Below are 17,279 nucleotides of genomic sequence, written 5' to 3'. Positions count from 1 at the left end.
GCCATGTGATCCGGCTACCCGACCACACACAGCGTCGCGGCCCTGCTCCGCTGGTTCTCGATGCACGCCCCGAGACGGAGCTTCCTCTCGTCCTGGTCGCGCTTGTAGACCCCATGGGCGGCGCCGGGCAAGTTCAGGGGTGCGTCCCAGGAAGTTACGACGTCGACGTACCCGGCGCTACGGCTGGTCGAGGACGCGCGAGGAGTGGCTGAGGTAGGAACGGATCTGCTGGCAGAACTCCCGCAGTTCGCTGGTCGGGTTCTGGTACCAGCGTTCTTGGCCGCTGAACACGTCGGCGAGCCATCGGGCTTTGTTCTCCGGTGGCACGCTGCGCACCCACCGTTCCAGCTCACCGCAGGGGACGATGAAGAGCCCGTGTGCTGCGCTGCGCTTCAACAGGCGCTCTGCGGTGGTGTACAGGTCGCCGCCCAGAGCATTGAGCCCGCTCCTCTTGAGGACACTCCAGCCGGATGAGCCCTCAATGAGTTCGCTCATCTTCTCGGTCATCTTCTCGGTGAGCTGCCTGTTCCCACGGCCGGCCAGTACTGAGTCCATCTGCTTGCGGAAGCCGGCCACGGTGGGGACGGTGCGTTCGGCGTTGGCGTAATCGTTGAGTGTCTTGATGTCCGCGCTCATGTCGCGAACGGTGCCGCCCAGCGCGGTCATGGCATTGCGGACGTTGGCGTAGTTGTTGAGGAGATCGAAGTCGGCGATGACAGCTGTAGGGATCCCGAACGTTCGGAGTCTTCGGGCTGTGTCAGCGAGGCGGTCCTTGCCGTTGGTGTGGAGAAAGATCGTGTTCTCGTGGGGCGCCGAAGCGTCGCGGGTGACATCGAAGGTCGCGGCGAAGAACTGGCAGTCACCCTCGGCTTCGCAGAGTACGACGCGGTCGTAGAAGAGGCCGGAGGAGATGTTGGAGTAGCGCAGCAGCGGTGTGCGCAGAAGCTCGGCAACGGCGTCAGGTTCCAGCTGGCGTGCGCGCGGACTTCCGGAAGACCGGTCGAGCCGGACCAGAGCAAGCGGGCGGGCTTCCTGAGCATCCAGTACGCCAGCAAGGAAGTCGGCACTGTGCGTGGCGACGAAGACCTGGGTCTGTCCCGGCAACTGAGCAAGCATCCGTCCGAGAAGCCGAGCCTGGGGCGGGTGGAGGAAGGCTTCCGGCTCGTCGATCAGGACGACGGGGGTCGGGCGGAGAACGGTGTGCAGGAGGATTTGTACGAACGCTTTGAAGCCGTCGCCCTGTTCGATGAGCTGCGGCAGTCCGCGATAAGCCTGGACGAGTTCTGGCGGAGGCGGCGTGCGGTCGTCCATGCCGGTGCTTCCGACCCGCAATACGAACGTCGGACTGGTCCAGTCCACGACGAGTGGTTTCCCGAAGGCCTCTACGGCGTACCGGGACAGCTTCTCCTGGAGTTCCGGATCCTCGTACAAATATTGGACAGGGTCCGCGGCAGGCTCGAAGTGGTCCCAGTTCTGTGACGTCGCGCGGACGTCGAGGCGTCCGGCAGCCCATTGTTCCGTCACGAGTATGCTGCGAAGCTCCCTGAAGAGGCCGCGCTCCCACCATTCCGCGGCACTGTCCGTTGGGACTGCGCTGTCTGCGGTGTGCCCGCCCCGGAGCACTGGAACCCTCGGAGGCTGTGCGTCAGGAACCCAAGACCTGTGCCCGCGTTCCGCGACCCAGCTGAGGAACTCGGCGCCGTTGCCGGTACCGGTTGAGCGGACCTCGGACACCCATCTCGTGTCGCCGGTGGTCGGATTGGTGATCCGGGGAGACAGCTCGCGGAAGAGCACAGATTTGCCGCTGTTGTTGGGGCCGATGAACACGGTCATGCCGTTGGCAGGCGGATTGATGGCGGTGCCGTCGTTCAGCGTGATCGTTGAGACAGAGAAGGAGGTGGACATGGTGCTCCTGCCGTGCCTTCGGACGCGTGAGCGCCTCGGTCGTGGACGAACCCTAACGCCGCAGATGACGGCTTGTTCGGCAGTTGCAGGTGCGGGCGATCTTGCAGCAGGCCTCTTCTGCAAATGAGGTAGCCGTAGACACACAACCGCGCCTGGCGGGCCCCTCCTCCGACGTCGTCTACGACCACCGCATTCCAATCTCGGATAGCTGGTCCATCCGCTGCTGGGAGAGCGTCGCGGCTCTGCTGCGCTGGTTGCTGATCCAGGATCCGAGCCGGAGCTCCCGTTCCTCCTGGTCCTCGTCGTTGCCGTCAACCACGATCGTCTCCACGTGCTTGCGCGGAACCTGGAGGTGTCCCTCGCGCTCGTAGAACTGGGTGGCGGCGGCGAGGTTGGCGGCCCACTTGCCGGCCTGCGTCTGGCGCTTGGGCTTCTCGTCCTCGGTGGCGGGGGCGATCCCGAGGATGTGCTCGCACATCCACTGCTGCACGGCGGTGAGCTTGTCGAAGCCGAGCCGCCGGGCACGCACCCACCGTCCGAGGTCCTCGCCCTGGCGCACGACCACGCCGGGCTCGATCGGCAGCGCACCGCCTTCGTCCAGGTGCAGCCGGATGAGGTGGAAGGCGCGCTGCCACTCCACGGGCCACGTCGGGCACCACGAAGCGTCGATCTCCTCCAGCTGTTCGCGCCGGTCGTCGGACAGGGCACCGGCCACTGAACCGACCGGCAGCCCCTCGGCACGCCGCTGCTCGATCTCGGCAGCCTTCCGGGCGGCGGCCCGCGCGTTCTTCAGGAAGATCCCCACCTTCGCCCCCTGGTAGGTGGCGTCCAGCGGGGCCAGCAGGTGCCCGCTCTCGGCAGCCCAACCGCGGGCGGCGGACAGGCCTTCCTCCCACGCGACGTCGAAGTGCGACCACACCATGCCGAGCTTCTCCAACTGCTGGACGCGGTCCTCGTCCATGTCTCCGCGGGCGTAGAAGCGCCGATTATCGGCGATCCACTGCCCCAGCGGGAAGTTCGCGAGCGAGGCCGGCCACCCCTCGGCTTCCGCCTCCCGGCCCTCGACGACGGGCACGCGGTACGTGAACGGGACCTTCAGATCGCCGTGCTCGCGGGCGTAGATGACGGCGGCCTCCACACCGCGCCGCCAGTGCTCGTGCTCGGGGTTGAGGACCCGCAGGTTGATGAACAACGCCAGCTGCGCCGGGTCACGCGGCGTGGAGAACTTCAGCAGCCGCCGGGCAGGCGCCGACGGACCCCCGGACGCCTTCCCCGCGCCCCTCTCCTGGCCCTGCCCGGCCTTCTGAACGGGCTTGTAGGCACTGGGAGCCTGCTGCTGCGCCAACTGCTCCACCACCCGCGCATCGTGCGCCCTGAGCGCCTCCAGCAGCTTCGCCAGCCCGCCGAACGCCCGGGAGGTCAGCATGTTGTCCGCTGTCTCGCCCGGCCCCAGCAGAACGGGCACCACCAACGAGGCGACCTTGCCCTCACCCGGATGCATCCGCAGCGCCCGCCCGACGGCCTGGACGAGGTCGGGCATGGAGCCGCGGACGTCAGCCCAGTAGACGGAGTCGCAGTGCTTGGTGTCGATTATCTGTAGGTGGTGGCGGTGTAGGGAGTGTTTGTTGGCCTTCTGACCTGCTGGTATCCCGGTGCCCGAGTGATGTGTGCAGCTCCGTGGCATGCGTCTCTCGATCCTTGTACGACGGTCGGAGCGTTCGCGAGGAACTCTTGATCCACTTGCCAGAGGCAAGGTTTCTGAGTAGGTTGCCCGAGATTATCTCTTGACACAAGCAAGGTTTGGAGGTGGTATCGACATGGCAAATCGGATGGAAGTGCTCCTCGCGGCGCTGGACCGTCAGGGATTCGAGAGCCGGCAGAGCCTGCAGGGATCTTGGTTCTTCTCCCGGAACGGCACCATGATCACGGTCGGTCGCGAGCCGGACGGTACGGGTGAGTGGATCGACCTGATCTCGGCGCTGCGAGGCGCGGGCCTGGTCTTCCCGGACGAGGGCTAGCCAGGTGTAGAAGGGGGCCAGAAGGCCTGGCCCCCTGTACCTGTCCATCCGTGCACACCGCAGAACGAAAAGATGGAAGGAAAGGAGAGAAGCATGGAACAGGAATGGCGGGCATCTGCAACTGTGGATGCTGTCCGCGCCCTCCGGGATGAGCAATTCGAAGAGCTGCATCGGCACTTTGCTGGTGTCATCAAGCACGAGGCAGACAGCCAGCGTCTTTACCTTCTGTGGCGCCTGGACGCGCCCAGCTTGGTAGAGGCTGCGTACAAGGCTCTTAATACGGTGGCTGAGGGGCTGGGGGCTGCGATGAGTCATAAGCCTCAGCTGAGCGACCTGCGCGTGGTTTCTGCTGAGCAGGCGAACGCGGAGCGGGACTACCCCAGGGAACAGGAACTCATGGGGTACAGGGAAGCGGCTGAGGAACTGGATGTTTCCCGCCAGCGGGTGGCCCAGTTGGACGGTAACCATCCTGACTTCCCGCGGCCGATTGGCCGCACTGGTGCCGGTCCGGTCTTCACCGCTGAGTCCATCCGGTCTTTTGCCGCCAGGTGGGACCGGAGTCCAGGGCGGAGGAAGACCGCCTAGGCAGCTGGGCGTGAGTGAGCAGGCCCCACTGGCTGCTGGCCTTCACCAGCCAGCGGGGCCTGCTTGCGGCAGTGTCTGTCCTTGCTCATCTGCTGGCTACAGCAGGCGTTCTTGCCTCAGATCGGGAAACGGCCAACTGTCCCACCCCGCTCAAAGAGATCCATGGCTGCGGCCTCCATGCCTGCAGGCTGAGGGCAGCACAGAGGTGGATGTTTAGCCGTAATAATCCGGTGGCCCGGTCTGTCGGCGGGTGGAGATAAGGTCGCGGGACGCAGGCTCCTGAAAGAGGGGGCTTTGCGGTTTTTCGAGGGGGAGGCTGGGTGGGGCTGGCGGGTGGGGCTGCGGATAAGGCGGGTAACCGGTACGAGGACTGGTGGACCGCGTTGCGGGTGGCGGAGTTGCTGAGGGGGCGGGCGTCGCGGATTCGTCTGGAGCCCCCGGGGCCGGCGGGCGCCGGGATCGAGTTCGAGGTCGAGGCGGACGACGGCACGTGGTGCGAGCAGGTGAAGGACGTTCCCTCGAAGGGGCCGTGGACCCTGGATGCTGCGGGGAAGATCCTTAAGGCGGTCACGGGGCATCTTGCGGAGGGCAAGAAGGTCCGCCTGGTGCTGTCCACGGGGGCCCCTGAACTGCATGATCTTGCCAAGCGTGCCCGGACGGCCGAAACACTCGCCGAGTTCGAGGGCATCATCACAAAGGCCCAGCTTCCTCAGTTCGTGCAGGTACTCGGGAACTGGTCTGTGAACGGGGTGCCGGTCGGCCGGGAGGCCGGCTGGCGGTATCTGCAGGCCGTGCATGTGGAGCACTACTCACCGGAGGCACTGCGCCGCCTGGTGGTCTCCGAGTATGAGCTGCTGTTCGTCGGCGATCCGGAAGTGATCGTCAGGCAGCTGAGCGGCTATCTCGACGAGCACCTGCACCAGCGCCTCACCGGCTCGCAGATTCGCAGCCACCTTTTGACCGTGCCGGGAGTACGCCCACGGCTGTTGGCCGGTGACACCGGAATGCTTACGGCGCTGGCCGGGACCGTTGAGCGTTTTGTGCGGCGCGTGCGGTGGGACAAGCCTGTGTTCGGGATGGCGGCTCGCCCGCACGTGGAGCAGTTGTACCAGCGCCTGGTGGCTGAGGACGGCCCGCAGATCGTGGTCTGCGAGGGCGGCGCTGGCTTGGGTAAGTCAGCGGTTGTCACCGACGTCCTGGTCCGGCTGACCGAGCAGGGATGGCCGGCGGCCGCGGTCCGGATGGACGGCGCCGACGCGAGCGTGCAGACGGCCAAGGACCTGGGGACCAGGATGACCCTGCCGGACTCGCCGGCGGTGCTGCTGGCTGGGGTCGCGGACGAAGCGCCGGCGCTGTTGGTGATTGACCAGCTGGATGCGGTCAGCACCTACAACGGCAGGATGTCGGACGCCTACGAGGCCGTGGAAGACGTACTTGCGCAGCTGGTCATCGCCCCGAACGTCAAGGTGCTCCTCGTAGCCCGCACCGTCGATATCGACAACGACCGGAGGCTGTCCCGTCTGGTTGCAGAGCCCGCCCGGGCAGTCCGGTTCTCCCTCAGCGTGCTGGACCTGGAACAGGTGAGGGCTGTCCTGTCCGCGAACGGGACGGATCCCGACGGCTTGGGGCTGGTGACGCTGGAGTTGCTGCGGACTCCGTTGCACCTGTCGATCTTCAGCCGCCTGTCGCCCTCTGCGCGCGCCGCTTCGTACCGGACGCTGCAGGAGCTGTACGCGCGCTACACCGATGAACGGCGCGAGGAGATCGAGCGACAGGTCACCGCGCTGGACTGGCGGGGTATCACGGGCACGCTGTGTGCCTCCATGAGCGAACGTGAGACGCTCCAGGCGCCCGTGGCTCTCCTCGATGGTTTCGCCCGCCAGCACATCAAGGTCCTTGAGTCGCACGGTGTGCTGGTGCGCGACGGGGAACAGATCGGGTTTTTCCACGAGACCTACTTCGATTTCCTCTTCGCCCGGTCCTTCATCTCCACCGGGGAGGACATCCACGATTTTCTGGCCAGTTCAGGTCAGTATCTGTTCCGTCGCGCTCAGACCCGGCAGATCCTCGAGCACCTCGCCGGCACCAACCGCGATCGCTTTCGCGTCACGGTGGCCCAGCTTCTGAGCTCCGATCGGATCCGTTCGCACCTGCTTGATGTGATCGTCGCTGTCCTCGGACAGCTCGACGCCGCTCTGCCTGACTGGAAGGCCATCGAACCGGTCGCCTGGGGTCAGGCTCCTGTGGCGGGCAAGGTACGCGGTCTGCTCGCCCTGCCGCAGTGGTTCGATGCCGCCGATCACGATCAGAGGTGGGAACGCTGGCTGGGCACGCCGCAGACCGCCGATGCTGCGTTCCCTGAACTGCTGGCCGTCGCGCGGCACCGGCCCGAGCGAGTGGCGGAGCTGGTGCGACCGTACGTGGGCACCACGCCGCAGTGGGGGCAGCGGCTTCTGCGGTTGATCGAGTGGGCGCTCACGCCCGACCTTGTCGACCTTGCCGTCGATCTGGTTGAGAGCGGACATGCGGACGAGGTGCGTGGACCGATCGCGGTGAACAGTGACTTCTGGTCACTCCTCTACGGCCTGGCCGAGACCGCTCCCTCTTCCGCTGCGCGTCTTGTAGGTGCCTATCTGCAGCGTCACCTTGTCCGAGCGCGCGCTGATGGCTTCGGCGACCCCTTCGAATCCGGGCACTTGTCAACGCATTCGCAGGTTGCTGACACGGTCCTCTCCCAGATCGCGAAGGCTGAGCCGGAAGCCTACGTGAGCCAGGTCCTGCCCTTTGTCATCGACGTGGCTACGGCAGGCAGCACGGGGCGCCCCGACGCCTATGACCCTGGGGGCCGTTGGGCTTACCGTCATGTGGGCGGCCGTGGCGTCGACGCTGCACTGCTGGCGGCCCTCGATACGGCACTGCGCTCCCTGGCTGCCAACTCTCCGGCTGGCGCTGCGGACGCCTTGCAGCGACTGGCTCCCTCACTGGTTCACGAACTGCGCTTCCTCGCCTGCCGCCTGTACACCGTCATGAACCAGGCAGACCAGGCGATCGCCTGGCTCCTGAACGATGACCGCAACCTGAGCCTGGGATGGCTGGACAGCGCGCGCTGGGCCTCGCGTGAACTCATCGAGGCAACCACGCCCCACTGCAGTGACGAGACGTTGGAACGTCTGACTGCGATGCTGCTCGACTTCTACCCGGCGTGGGAGCGCCGACGGCAGAAGCGGCAGCGTAGCGCCTGGGGCTGGAGCCAGTACGAGCTGCTGTCGGCGATCTTCCCTTCGCGCCATAGTGATGCGGTACGTCGTCGGCTCGCTGAATGGGAGCGTAAGTTCCCTGGCCGGGTCCCGTCGCCACCGACACCAATCCAGGGCGGGGTTGTCGGCTCCCCGATCAGTGACCATGCGGCCCGGCACATGACGGATGAACAGTGGCACCGAGCTCTGGACAAGTACGCCCGCCCCCAACCCGAACGGCTCTGGCCTCTCCGAGGAGGCGTCCATGAACTGGCCCAGATGCTGGGCAGCCGCGCGCAACAGGAACCCGAGCGTTTTACCAACTTTGCCTTCACACTTGGCCCGGACTCACCAGCCGCCTATCTGTGCGCGATCGTGGAGGCGGTCACGCCCCATTTGCAAGCCGACCGATGGGAGCAGTTGGTTGTCCACACCCACCGGACCCTCGGCCCTGCAGCTGCCTTCACGGTATGCCGTGCCCTGCAGCCGGCCCCGCAACATTTCCCCCTTGCCCTGCTCCCGGTCCTGGACAGCTACACCACGGACTCTGATCCTGAGCACGACAGAGAGGACCTGGACGCCGAGGGAGCCCGCACGGACCTGCTGACCGTCGGCATGAACGCCGCTCGAGGTCAGGCAGCGCTCACCATCGCCGCCCTCCTGTTCCATGGCAGTCAGCACCTGCACGTGTTGACGCCCTTGGTCACTCGTCTGGCGAACGATCCAGTGCTCGCTGTCCGAGTCTGCGCTGCCGAAGCCGTGCTGGCCCTGATGAATCAAGATCCTCAAAATGCGCTGGACGTTGCGGAGCAATTGCTGAACCACCAGGACGCCAACGTCTACAACGCCCTCACCACTCAGCAGCTGCTCATCCAGGCGCTGGTCCGAGATTCCTCACGCTTCGCGTCCCACCTCAACCGCGCGCTGCAAGGCCCTGGAGGCACGGCCGAACTCGCAGGGCAGTCCTGGGCGGTTTCCGCTATTCAAGGGTGCCTCACCCCAAACCTTCCCCAGGCTGCGCGAGAACTCAGTGATGTTGCCCGGCGCGGCGCGGCAGCAGTTTTCGCCCGCAACGTCGACCGCTACTCTCACCTCGTTCCGCTGTTCAGCGATGGCGACCCCGAGGTCCGTAAGAACGCCTCCTGGGGTATGCGGCAGGTATTCGAACTCCTTCCTGCACAAGCCGACGAACTCGTCAGGGCATTCCTCGACAGCAAGGCGTTTCCCGACCACCTCGAACAGCTCGCCTTCGCTCTCTATGACCACGCTGGCCCCCTTCCCACTGTCGCTATTGATGCCTGCGAACGCATCGTCCAGCACGCGGGCAGGGAGCTCGGCGACCTCAGAACCCATCGCGCGGCGGACGGTCACTACCTGGTCTCGGCAGTCCTTCGCCTCTATCGGCAAAGCCCGCAGCCCGAACGGATCCGTTGCCTGGACATCATCGACAGGCTCTCGCAAGCAGGTGCCTACGGGTTGACCGCTGCCTTGGAAAACGAGCGCTGACCACACAAACCCCTGGCCCCGGCCCCGCGCGGATTATCTCTCTGTGGGGTGGCTTGTGTGGTGTGTTCGGTGTGGTTGCCACCTGGTCGTGTGGTGTGTTTTGGGAAGCGGCGCCGGCTGGGGGCGGGCTTGGTTGTGTTTGGTGGGTGGAGCAGGCCTATGTGGCGGAGTGCTCGGTCTCCCAGGCGACCGGTCTGGAACGCTGGGTGGTTGCTGATGCGTGCACCTACGATCTGCACGCTGAAGCGTGTGCGTTTTTAGCCGGGTTGCGCAGTAAGGGCCGATCGCCGAACACGGAGCGGGTCTACGCCGGCCGTCTCGCCCTTTATCTGAACTACTGCGCCGGGCACCGCATCGAGTGGGCCGGGCCGAGTTTCCTGGCGCTGTCCGGGTTGCAGCAGTGGCTGGTGACCACGCCGCTGCCGGCCCGCCGCCGCTTGCCGACAGTAATCGCGCCCCGTTACCGCTCGCAGGGGACCGCGAACGCGGTGATGACCGCGGTGGCGGACTTTCTGCGCTTCGGCGCGCTGCACGGCTGGGTTCCCGCGCAGACCGCCGGCCTGTTGTCGGAGCCGAAGTTCCTGCGGTATCTGCCTGCTGGCTACGACGGAGGCGAGCGGGGCCAGTGGCGTCAGGTCCAGTCCGCGGCCTTTCGTTTCCCGGTCAGCGAGCCGGGCTGTGAGGACCTTTCTCCGGAGCAGATCCGTGGCCTGATCGATGCTGCGTCCACAGCACGCGATCGTTTTCTGGTCGCGATGCTGGCCGCGAGTGGTGTGCGTATCGGCGAGGCCCTGGGCCTGCGTCAGGAGGACCTGCACTTTCTGGCCTCTTCCCGCTCTTTGGGCTGTCCCGTCCAGGGCCCGCACCTTCACATCCGCCGCCGGACCGACAATCCGAACAAGGCGCTGGCCAAGTCCAAGCACGCTCGTTTCATCCCCGTCACCGCCGATCTGGTGACGCTGTACGCCGACTACCAGCATGAGAGGGCCCAGGTGGCCGCGGCGGCTGAGAGCGCCATGGTGTTCGTCAACCTCTTCCGCCCGCCGCTGGGCCGGGCCATGACCTATCCGAACGCCAAGAGCATTTTCGACCGGCTGGCACGCCGCGTCGGGCATCCGGCTCGCCCGCACATGCTGCGCCACTCCGCGGCCACGCGCTGGCTGCGGGACGGCGTGGATCGGGATGTGGTCCAAACGCTGCTGGGTCACGCTTCGCCGCTGTCGATGGACCGTTACCGCCACGTTGACGAGTCCGAGACCCGCATAGCTGTCGACCGGGTCCACGCCTTGCGGGAGGAACAGTGAGCAACCTGCCCGCGGCGGAACCGGCCGCAGCGGCGCCGAGCGGGACGGAAGCGTGGCGGGCGTGGCTGCGCGGCCATATCGATCCGGCCTGGCGGCCGGGGGAGTGGGATGGCGCCAGGTGGCTGTTCACGGGCGACCTGGACAACCTGCGCACGTCATCCTCCCGGTGCCGTACCCGGCGCTGTGATGTGATCGTGCGGGCTCAGGAGACCTTTTGCACGTACTGCTCGGATCAGCGCAGGAAGAGCGGCATGCCGCGAGAGGAGTTCGCGGCCACCTTCGTACCGGTGCGTTCCAAGGCACTGCCCTTGACCGTGGTGGGGCAGTGCACGCTGACGCGTGACGGCGTGCGCTGTGTACGCCCTCAGGTGTCGGGAGGCTTGTGCGCCGCCCACCATGGATCGTGGAAGTACCACAAGGCCAGAGGCTCACTCGAGCGGTGGCTTCGCACCCGGGCTGCACCCTTCACCGAGAACCCGGCCTGCATGGTGACCCACTGCTCCGGCTGGGCGATGAACTCCCGGGAGCTTTGCAACTATCACTGGCGTGCCTGGAGAGCGGAATGCCGGTCCCGCACCGACCCCGTGCCTGTCGCCCAGTGGGCGCCGCAGCAGCCCCTGTACCTGCTGGCCCACCAGTTCCATCTCGCGCCGCTGGTGGAAACGCTGCGCTGGGAGATCCTCTACGCGATCCAGCAGATGGACCAGTGGGTGCGCGCCCTGGAACCGCACTGGATCCGTGGCGTGATCCGTGACCTCACCACCGCAGCCACCCTCCTGGACGACACCAATACCGCCCGGCTCACCAAGCCGCATCAGTCTGCCGTCCGCACACTGCAGAACCTGCAGACAGGCGCACGCGCCGGATACAGCCAGTTCTCCGGCATCACCCTCCTTGACCAGGACGTGATCGACCTCCGCATCCTCGGGCTGCGCCACAACGCGTCCGGCAAGCGCCGGCACCTGCCAGGCCGCGTCGACCTCCGCACCATCCGCCAGCCCTGGCTGCGCCAGGCGCTGCGCCACTGGGTCACCACTGCCCGCCCCACCACGGAAGACTTCAAGCGCACCTTCCATGCCACGACCATCGCCTCCATCGTGCTTGCCGAGCGAGCCGACGCCGGCAACGCCCCCACAGCGCTCTCCTTCGCGGACGCCACCACGGCCGTCAACGCCTTCCGCGCCGCACGCAAACGCAACGGAGACCTCTACTCTTCCTCCTTCCGCCGCAGTCTGCTGGGAACGTTCTTTCAGCTCATCGACTACGGACGCCGCTGCGGCACCCTCGATGACCTCGCCGGCACCTTCACCCGCGTCCCCGTCGAACACGTCATCAGCGTCGAAGAACCCAACGAAGACTTCATCGGCAAGGCCATCCCGGAATCCGTCATCCGCCAGCTCGACGCCCACCTCCACTCCCTTGGCACCGGCAACACCTACGGCTGCCGAGACATCGCCCCCGTCGCCCGACAACTGCTGTACCGCACGATGTACATCGTCCTGCGCGACACCGGACGCCGACCGCTGGAGATCGTCTCCCTGCCACGTGACTGCCTGGAATCCCACAACGGCCAGCCCACGCTGATCTGGGACAACCACAAGAGGAAGCGACACCGCCGACGTCTGCCGATCGCAGCCTCCACCGCCGATGCCATCCGGACCTGGCGCGCCTGCCGCGATGAGATCCACTTTCCTCCCAAAGGCGAGCGGTACCTCTTCCCTGCCCTCACCCCGCTGAGCGACGCCCCGCACATCTCCAGCTGCTACCTCAGCGACGCCCTGCGGCTATGGGCCGACTCCCTTCCCGAACTCCACGCCGAGGGCACCGACGCACAAGGACAGCGCCTGCCGTTCGACCGATCGCTGATCTACCCCTACGCCTTCCGCCACTCCTACGCCCAGCGCCACGCAGACGCCGGAACCCCCGTCGACGTCCTGCGCGAACTGATGGATCACAAGTCGATTGCCATGACGCAGCGCTACTACACGGTCTCCCTGAAACGGAAACGGGAAGCCGTCACCAAGCTCAGCGCGCACGTCCTCAACCAGCACGGCCACCCCAGCCCCAGCTCAAGCACCGCCTACGAGATGCGCTCGGTCGCCGTCCCCTACGGCGGCTGCACAGAGCCATCGAACGTGAAAGCCGGCGGCCAGGCATGCCCCATCCGCTTTCAATGCGCCGGCTGCGGCTTCTACCGCCCAGACCCCTCCTACCTGCCCGCCATCGAGCAGCACATCAACGAGCTACGCGCAGACCGCGAGACCGCACTCGCCATGGAAGCAGCCGAGTTCGTCACCACTGCCCTCTCCGCACAGATCACTGCCTACGAACAGGTCGTCGACCGCATGCACAAGCACCTCCAAGCCCTCCCTGAACACGAACGCGCCCAGATCGAAGAAGCCAGCACCGTGCTGCGAAGGGCTCGAGCAGGCGGCCACCACACCCTCCTGCCCCTCACTCCCGCCCGGCCGAAAGAGCCGCAATGAATCCCCGCGGCAACCCCGCTTCCCTCGCCGATTCCAGACGCCGCCACAGCCTCGACAAACGAGCCCGCGTACTCACCGCCCTCGCTGCTCTCGAAAAACAAGGGCAGCCGCTCACCTTCGCCGCAGTCGCCAGGGCAGCCCGCGTTTCCACCTGGCTCACCTATGCCCCAGGCGTACGGGAGCACATCGAGGCCGCCCAACTACGTCAAGCGCACACCACACCACCATCGACGGCACCTTCCCCAACCAGCCTGCGCGCCGAACTCGAAACCGCCTGGCAAGAAATCAAGGCGCTCCGCGCTGAACGCGAACGGCTCCAGGCAGCCCTGAAACGCCAACTCGGTCAGCAACTCGATGCCCTCCATACGCCCGGCTCCACCTCCAAGACCGACGAACTAGCCGCCAAGAATCAGCACCTCACACAGCAGCTCCAGCAGGCCCTGGCAGACAACACAGCAGCCCAAGCACGCATCACCGACCTCGAAGAAGACCTGGCTGCTGCCCGCACCAGCCTCCGCAGAATGATCCGCAATGAGAACCTGCGCACTTGACCACCGTGTGAAGTCCACAGCATCAATCCGGTGGCTATGCCCATTCCACGCCGAGCTCCCGGAGCGCTGCCCGCTGGGGCTCGGTGAGCTTGTCCCGCCTCGACTTGGTGTTCGAGACCCATACGCCCAGCTTCACGATCACCGGCTCTGCCGCGTCGTCGACCGCGATCTCCTCTGCGTGGCCCCTGGGGACGCGGTAATGGCCCTCGCGGGCGATGTACTGGGCGAGGGCCGTGAGGCTGCGGCGGAAGGCCGCTGACGCCTTCCCGGAGGCCTTTCCGCCGCCCTTGGCCGGGGCGGGCTGCTCAGCGGGCGTTACGCCCAGCGCGGAGAGCCGCTGCCGCTGCTCCTCTGACAGCAGGGCCCAGGTGCTCGCTTCCCGTTGCCGTGCCAGCCACTTGCCCAGGTCATCGCCCTCGAAGAGCACGCCAGGATGGATCTCGGGCAGGACGCCGTCGGGTTCGTCTGCGGCGAGGTGGGCGAGGACGCGGTAGTGGCGTTGCCAGTCGAGTGGCCAGGGGCAGTTCCAGTCCTCGTCGATGGCGGTCAGCTGTGCGGCCCGCGTCTGCGCGCGTTCGGGGTTCTTGCCGAGTCCTCCCTTCCTGCGGAGGTTGGCGATGTGCTGCCCGACGGCGACCAGTTCGTTCTCGGCGGCGCCCCAGACCGCGTCCTGCCTCGGGGCGAGGTGCCCGTGTGCGCGGTGATACGAGCGCAGCATCGCCAGCTTCGTCTCCCAGGCTTCCTCGCCCGGCTCCCACACCATCCCGGCTTCGTCGAGCAGTCGTTTGCGGTGGTCGTCCATCTCGCCCGCCCTCAGGGCCTTGCGCTGTTCGTGGACCCACCGCCCCAGAGGGAAGTGGGTGACCCCGAGTTCGACCTCGGTGTCGTAGGGGACGGCGTGCAGGCGGGTGATGCCGTGTTCCTTCCGCCAGCGGAGCAGGGCTTGGTATCCCTCGAGCCAGACCAGGGATTCTGGCCGGTAGACGCGGGTGCGCAGGAAGGCGGCGATGATGGCGGCGTCGCGCGGGCTGGAGAAGTGCAGCAGCGCTGATTCCACCGCGCCCTGGGTGTCGTCGTGCCCCTGGCCATCGCCGCCCGTTCCGCTGGCGGCGATGATCCGCCCGTCGTCGTCGCGGACGAGATGGTGCAGTTTGGCCCGCGGCTGCCTCGACAGGGCTCGCGAAGCCAACTGCTCGACGAGTCGTTCGTCGTGTGAGCGCAAGCCTTGGAGCACGGCTACGAGGGGGCGGAACGAGGCGCTGGCGACCATGTTGTCGGGGTTCTCGCCGGGTTCCAGGAAGACCGGAACGATGATCCGGGCGACCTTGGTCCTGCCGTCCGGGTTCGGGCGTAGGGCGCGGCCGATGTTCTGGACGATCTCGACCTGGGAGGTGCGGGTGTCGGCGAAGCAGACCGCCTCGACACCCCGTTCGCCGCAGATGTCGACACCTTCACCGAGAACGCGAACGCTTGCCAGGAACGCCCGGTGGACCCGCTTGCCGTCGGCGTCGACGCCGCCTGCGAACTGGCGGATCGTCTCGCGTCGTTCGGCCACGAGGTGGTCGCCGCACAGCCATGCCGACCACACGCGGTCTGGGGGTACGTGGCGGCTGGCCTCCAGCTCGTAGAACTCCGCGTCGATCGACGACTTCGGCAGCCGCTCCGCGTCGGCCAGAGCGTCATCGGACGCCTCGGTCGCGTACAGCTCCGCGGCCGTCTGCGGCATCTTCTCCGCGAACGCGGCGGCCTCTTCCACCCGCTGGTGGAATGTCATGACCGTGCGAAGGTTGTGGCGCGCGGTGTGCTCGAGGAGCGCGGTCTGCAGCAGCGCCAGGCGCCGGCCCCGCAGCGCCTCCTCCGACAGTCCCAGCACGGGCGAGGGGTCCCGGATCTCCAGCACGTCGATCTCGAAGCCCGCGAGGATGTTCCGCTCGATCGCCTCGGACAGCCCCAGCTCGTAGATCCACTCGCCGTACGTCCCGGCCGGGTCGCTGGTCATCGAGGCGATCTCCAGCTCCTGGCCGTCCGCGCCCTTCTGCGGGCGGGGCGAGGCGAGGATGCGCGGGGTGGCCGTGAGGTAGAGCCGGAAGGCTGCGGGGATCCGGGTGTTGTCGTGGATTGCCGCCCAGGGCCGGCCGGTGTCCCCGGCGAGTCCGTGGGCTTCGTCCAGGACAGCGAGGTCGAAGCCGTCCATCGACTGTCCGTACAGCCGCTCTCCGCCCGCCAGAGCGGCTTCCAGTGGCCCGCGTACCTTCGCCCGGCCGGTGATGTCCTCGGGGTCCTCGCGGTCCACGAGGGAGGCGTACGTGGCGAACACGACGACGGGCCCCTTCCCCACCCACAGAGCGAGCTTGATGGGGTTTGTGGTCGTACGGACCCCGAGCTGCTCCAGGACGTCGTCTTTCTCCAGCGAACACACGGCGACCATGGGCGCGTTGTGGCCGACCCGGCGCCACGCCTGCGCGGTCTGCACCAGAAGATCCAGGGTAGGGACCATGACGAGGACCCGCCCGCCCCGGAAGCATTCCAACGCGGCCGCGGCGGTGGTGATCGTCTTCCCGGAGCCTGTGGCGGACACGACCGTGGCGCGCGCTCCCTCCGAGGGCACAGATGATCTTGCAGAGAATCCCACCCACTTGCGGATACGCGTATTCGCGTCCATCTGGTGTTCTCGAAGCTGGATCACAGCAATTCTCCGGGTTCAGGAAGGACCTGTTCGACCGAGGTAATCTGGTATGCGCCCTGCGGGTAGAGGCCGCCTGGCTGTCCGTAAATGGTCCAGGCCCGGTGGGCGGCTTCGCTGAGGGAGGAGGCCATCATGTGGACGGTGAGCCGTGGTTCGCCCTCGCCCGGAGAGCCGGCTCGCTGGGCGACGATCCGGTAGATCCGATGACGCAGCATCTCGGCCGGTGCCCCGCTGTGTTGTTCTGCAGCGGCTACGTCAAGGGCCACACGCTGCATCCGCTGCTCCTCACGGCGGCCTACACACGGATCCTGTCCCGGCGCGTAGACAGGCATCTGTTGCTCCGTCATCACATGGGCGATCCGCTCCCATTCAGCGCACTCCCACATGGCGATCACCAGCTCACTCAAGTTGAGGATCTCTGCCGGTCCTCCGCGTGCACGTTCCTCGCGCTCTCGGGAGTGCCGTGCATGCGTCTGCACCTGGCTGAGGACGAGCCCGGCGGCTTTTCTCGTCACACCGAGCCGGGCTATTTCAGCCGGAAGATATTCGTAGACTGACATGAGCCCCGTCCCCTCGCCGCCAGAGCATGTCTCCTGTTTCCACCAATTCTACATTCTGCATCAGATCGCTGATGCGTCGCACTGAAACCAGAACAGCAACGAGTGACCCCCACCCCTCGTAGCCAGCCAGGCCTGCGACAGCGGGCCCCAAGGTCCTGGAGGCGAAGCCGGAGGGACCGTCAGGCGGGGGAGCGCAGCGGACCCGCCCCAGGAGTGCGAAGCACTCCCCAACTCCCCACAGAAACCCCAGGCCCGCAGCTGACACCCACTCAACCCCAGGCGGCCGCGCATCGCGGGTCGAGCCGGGCGGCGCAGCGGCCGGCCCCACCGGATCCCGAAGCGCAGCGCAGGGATCTGCCCGCGCAGTGCGCGGGCAGCGGGAGCGCAGCGACCGCTCGTCAACCCCGTTGCGCAGCAACGGGGTGCGCACCCGCGGAGCGGG

Annotated in this window: 10 protein-coding genes; 6 read left to right on the top strand and 4 right to left on the bottom strand. The window is 66.7% G+C overall.

Annotated features, from left to right (window positions below; translation table 11 throughout):
- Positions 1-177: 177 nt before the first annotated feature.
- Positions 178-1,905, bottom strand: a complete 1,728-nt coding sequence (locus ACFWPS_RS49870; protein WP_383719970.1) for an ATP-dependent endonuclease — start codon at positions 1,903-1,905, stop codon at positions 178-180.
- 178 nt (positions 1,906-2,083) lie between these two features.
- Complete coding sequence (locus tag ACFWPS_RS49865) at positions 2,084-3,445, bottom strand: Helicase associated domain protein (RefSeq protein ID WP_383719967.1); 1,362 nt, start codon at positions 3,443-3,445, stop codon at positions 2,084-2,086.
- A gap of 277 nt (positions 3,446-3,722) precedes the next feature.
- On the opposite strand from ACFWPS_RS49865, the gene ACFWPS_RS49860 reads away from it, so the two are divergent.
- From ACFWPS_RS49860 to ACFWPS_RS49835, 6 genes are all read left to right on the top strand, one after another.
- Complete coding sequence (locus ACFWPS_RS49860; protein ID WP_383719964.1) at positions 3,723-3,923, top strand: hypothetical protein; 201 nt, start codon at positions 3,723-3,725, stop codon at positions 3,921-3,923.
- A gap of 93 nt (positions 3,924-4,016) precedes the next feature.
- Entirely contained in the window at positions 4,017-4,508 is a 492-nt protein-coding gene (locus tag ACFWPS_RS49855) for a hypothetical protein (protein ID WP_383719962.1), read from the top strand.
- 320 nt (positions 4,509-4,828) lie between these two features.
- Positions 4,829-9,250 carry a hypothetical protein gene (locus ACFWPS_RS49850; protein WP_383719959.1) on the top strand — a complete coding sequence of 1,474 codons (4,422 nt, stop codon included), beginning with the start codon at positions 4,829-4,831 and terminating at the stop codon, positions 9,248-9,250.
- 146 nt (positions 9,251-9,396) lie between these two features.
- On the top strand, positions 9,397-10,554 hold the full coding sequence (locus tag ACFWPS_RS49845; RefSeq protein ID WP_383719956.1) for a tyrosine-type recombinase/integrase: 1,158 nt from the start codon (positions 9,397-9,399) through the stop codon (positions 10,552-10,554).
- The gene (locus ACFWPS_RS49840; protein WP_383719955.1) at positions 10,551-13,040 is read left to right on the top strand and encodes a tyrosine-type recombinase/integrase; all 2,490 of its coding nucleotides are present in this window, start codon (positions 10,551-10,553) and stop codon (positions 13,038-13,040) included. Before ACFWPS_RS49845 ends, ACFWPS_RS49840 begins: the two co-directional genes overlap by 4 nt.
- On the top strand, positions 13,037-13,591 hold the full coding sequence (locus ACFWPS_RS49835) for a DUF6262 family protein (protein WP_383719952.1): 555 nt from the start codon (positions 13,037-13,039) through the stop codon (positions 13,589-13,591). Before ACFWPS_RS49840 ends, ACFWPS_RS49835 begins: the two co-directional genes overlap by 4 nt.
- A 34-nt stretch (positions 13,592-13,625) precedes the next feature.
- On the opposite strand, the gene ACFWPS_RS49830 is transcribed toward ACFWPS_RS49835, so the two are convergent.
- Positions 13,626-16,277: a Helicase associated domain protein gene (locus ACFWPS_RS49830; RefSeq protein ID WP_383719950.1), complete on the bottom strand. Its 2,652-nt coding sequence runs from the start codon at positions 16,275-16,277 to the stop codon at positions 13,626-13,628.
- Positions 16,274-16,837, bottom strand: coding sequence for a hypothetical protein (locus ACFWPS_RS49825; protein WP_383719948.1), 564 nt, complete (start codon positions 16,835-16,837; stop codon positions 16,274-16,276). Before ACFWPS_RS49825 ends, ACFWPS_RS49830 begins: the two co-directional genes overlap by 4 nt.
- Between the last annotated feature and the right edge of the window lie 442 nt (positions 16,838-17,279).

This window comes from Streptomyces sp. NPDC058457 (genome assembly GCF_042720695.1).
GTDB lineage: Bacteria > Actinomycetota > Actinomycetes > Streptomycetales > Streptomycetaceae > Streptomyces.
Note: the sequence above shows the minus strand (reverse complement) of the source record. Positions and strands in the feature narration are given on the sequence as shown.

Bases quoted from the DNA above. Each gene is read 5' to 3' on its own strand.
- ACFWPS_RS49870 (WP_383719970.1), bottom strand. From the start codon at position 1,905: ATGTCCACCTCCTTCTCTGTCTCAACGATCACGCTGAACGACGGCACC.
- ACFWPS_RS49855 (WP_383719962.1), top strand. From the start codon at position 4,017: ATGGAACAGGAATGGCGGGCATCTGCAACTGTGGATGCTGTCCGCGCC.
- ACFWPS_RS49860 (WP_383719964.1), top strand. From the start codon at position 3,723: ATGGCAAATCGGATGGAAGTGCTCCTCGCGGCGCTGGACCGTCAGGGA.
- ACFWPS_RS49835 (WP_383719952.1), top strand. From the start codon at position 13,037: ATGAATCCCCGCGGCAACCCCGCTTCCCTCGCCGATTCCAGACGCCGC.
- ACFWPS_RS49825 (WP_383719948.1), bottom strand. From the start codon at position 16,837: ATGTCAGTCTACGAATATCTTCCGGCTGAAATAGCCCGGCTCGGTGTG.
- ACFWPS_RS49865 (WP_383719967.1), bottom strand. From the start codon at position 3,445: ATGCCCGACCTCGTCCAGGCCGTCGGGCGGGCGCTGCGGATGCATCCG.